This window comes from uncultured Gimesia sp. (assembly GCF_937919775.1).
Taxonomy (GTDB): domain Bacteria; phylum Planctomycetota; class Planctomycetia; order Planctomycetales; family Planctomycetaceae; genus Gimesia.
In genome coordinates this window covers 1-2,874 of the sequence record NZ_CALFPF010000043.1, presented here as the reverse complement: position 1 = coordinate 2,874, position 2,874 = coordinate 1, and the positions used below count along the sequence as shown (strand labels likewise).

Annotated in this window: 2 protein-coding genes; both read right to left on the bottom strand. The window is 48.8% G+C overall.

Going from position 1 to position 2,874, the window contains the following annotated elements; all coding sequences use genetic code 11:
* Positions 1–166: 166 nt before the first annotated feature.
* Positions 167–1,939, bottom strand: a complete 1,773-nt coding sequence (locus tag Q0294_RS01245) for a type II and III secretion system protein family protein (RefSeq protein ID WP_299459965.1) — start codon at positions 1,937–1,939, stop codon at positions 167–169.
* 156 nt (positions 1,940–2,095) lie between these two features.
* Positions 2,096–2,874: Flp pilus assembly protein CpaB (gene cpaB, locus Q0294_RS01240; protein ID WP_299459962.1), on the bottom strand; the 779-nt coding region annotated here is incomplete at its 5' end.

The following is a 2,874-nucleotide window of genomic DNA, read 5'->3' as shown; positions in this document are numbered from 1 at the left end:
CAATCAGCATGTTTTACAGTTGATTGCGTGTGCCTTCATTTGGATCGATGATTGATAATCGAACTACTCCACTCATTTGATAATCACTTATTTTTAAGGTTAAACAATCGCAACTTACTCTTTACTATTATCGAATTTGATCATTCAGATTTTTAAAATAATTCGATTATTCCCCCGGGCCGATCAAACCAGGACTCCCTTTGGGAGGCGGACCTAAACTGCCGGGAGCCTTGCTCTGCTCCGTGCCGGATAAGTTCTGTTTTGGTTTCCATTGGCTGGTTGGCGGATTTGTCAAATCGGGCACTTTTGTACCAGCGGGCGTCTTCGGAGCAGCCTGCTTCAATTTCTGTTGTTCCTGCAACATTTTCACATTTTCTGGTGATAAAGAGGGTTTCTGAATCAGTTCAGAGTGAATGGTAGGTGCTGCTGGTGCAGGCGGCATTTGCGAAGCAGAAGTGGGGGGCAGAATATTCTCTGAGTGCATCATCGATTCCGGACTGATGGGGCCTGGAACAGAATAGCGGCATTCAGGGCAGTCGCTGCCATAACTGGGCACTTCAAGCACGCCATCCATATACAATTCCCGATCGGTAGGAGTTGCAGTGAATAAACCGGGGCCTCCTTCCGGAACCTGACCCGACTTCAGCGGAGAAACTAATTCCGGTGTCACCATGATGACCAATTCTGTTTCGCCTTCCGTATATCTGACTCTGCGGAAGGCTGCGCCCACGACGGGCAGCTCTCCCAGGAAAGGGGTTTTGGAAGTCTCAGCCGTTTTGCGGCTGGAAATCAGCCCGGCAATCACCATCGTTTCCCCAAAATTCATTTCGACCGCGGTATTGGCACGACGCACGGTTAACCCGGGGACTGTGGTCCCCGCAACCTGCACTGCATTGGAAAAGTCTCTTTCACTCACTTCAGGCTGCACTTCCAACCGTAAACGGCCATTGCCCAGTACAATCGGAACGGCTTCCATTCTGACACCGAATTCACGCCATTCAATCGTCACGGTTCCCAGACTCTGTGGTACGAGAATCGGGAATTCACCCCCCGAAAGCAGGTTCGCAGGGCGCCCGCTGGTCGTGACCAGTTCCGGTTCCGCCAGAATCTTCAACAGGGCTTCCTTCTTTAACGCTTCAATGAATGCCTGAAAAATATTCGAACTGTCCACGAGGCCAAAACCCAGTGAAGTTCCGCTGATCAGATTCTGTGATGCAGACAGTGCAGGGGGGCCACCAAAAGGAACCGTAATTCCCGTAATCGGAACCAGAGTTCCCGGTGTACTATAGATATAGGATGATTGATTCAGAAACAGCCAGTTCACACCCAACTGTCGAATTTTGGAGCGCTGGACTTCCATGATTTTCACTTTGAGCAGCACCTGCTGCACTCCGGCCAGCTTCATCTGGTTCAGCACACCATTGGGAAAGAACTGTTCCGCAATTTCGACCATTTCGGTAATCGCTTCCGGCTCTGTGACCCAGCCGCGCAAGACGACAGAATCCTGTACCTTGATCGCGTTCACGGAGGAGCGGGGAAACAATTCGCGGAGATAGGCCTGTAAATGGCGTGCATCGCCGCTCACGAAAGTTTCTACGGTGTAAACTTTTTTGTTTTCATCGGTGATCACCAGAGTCGTCACGCCGGGCACCAAAGCCTGCACGCGGATCTCGTTGGGAGTCAAAGCAGTTACACCCAGTACCGTCGGGTCGAATCCATCGACGCGTTTGATTTTACCGGGGAACTGAAGAATCTTGGAGAACTTTTCCGTGATTTCCAGCTTCATACTGTCAGCGGTCACCTGTACGACCGGCTCGCTTGCTCCCGCAGGAACAGGCTGCTCTTCCTGCGAATACCCATTTACATTGATGAGACTGCACATCAATGCGAATAACAAAGGAAGACGATTCATTCTTAAATGTTTTTTTAAGGCCAGCATCCGTGCCCCTTACTTTTTTTAACAGTTGAGCTATCTAAATCAGGTAAAACCCGGACTTCAAATCACTTTTAAACAAACAGCACCACGTCCAGATCAGGACACGTTTCCCTGTCTTTCAAATCAACCCCCTGCAGCCGGTGCAGGGGAGTGATCAGATCAGTTGATTTTCTCTTTTTGTTTATTCGTAAAGACTTCCCATAAATCTTTCAAAGCCGCTTTTTGATCTTCCAGTTCTTCTTCCAGAAGTTCTACTTCCTGGATAATCTTTTCTTCTCCGGAATAGATTTCGATCTGCCACATCTTCTTGACTTCTTCTTCTACTTCCGCCTCGGCAGAGGTCATCTGTGTAGGCTGCTGTTCTTCATCCAGAAACTTTTTGGCTGACGTCGATTCGCTGGCTTTTTTGACCAGTTTGGGAGAGTTCTCCTGTTTCACATCACCCTGTTTACTTTCATCATCCTTCAGATATTCGCTGCCATCAATCGAAAACACTTCAGCCAGTTCATCATCGTCAAACTGCACGTCCTCTGTATCCGCAGTATCTGAAGCAGCCCTTAAAGCGAGGTGAACTTCCCCTTTTTTCTCCGCAAGTTTCAGCATCGCTCCTTCTTTGGGAGAAAGTAACAATGAAATATTTTTTGATTTTATCTGATTTGTGTCGCTTCCGCCGGCATCGGTCAGACTGTCGGTTGCAAAGATTTTCACTCTTTCCAGAATCACTTTCGTGATGGTCGACATGCCCCCCTGCGGTTTCCGTGCTGTGAACGTAACATAAACATCTACAAAGTCGCCCGGCAGAATTAACCCACTGTGTGTTTTGGTCATATCCACCGATGTCGTAAAGACCCGTTTTCCGTCAGGAATTTCTACTGATGCTCCACGCACCCCTTGCTCGCTGAGTTTCGCTTTCATCACGATTTCACCAGGTACGGCCC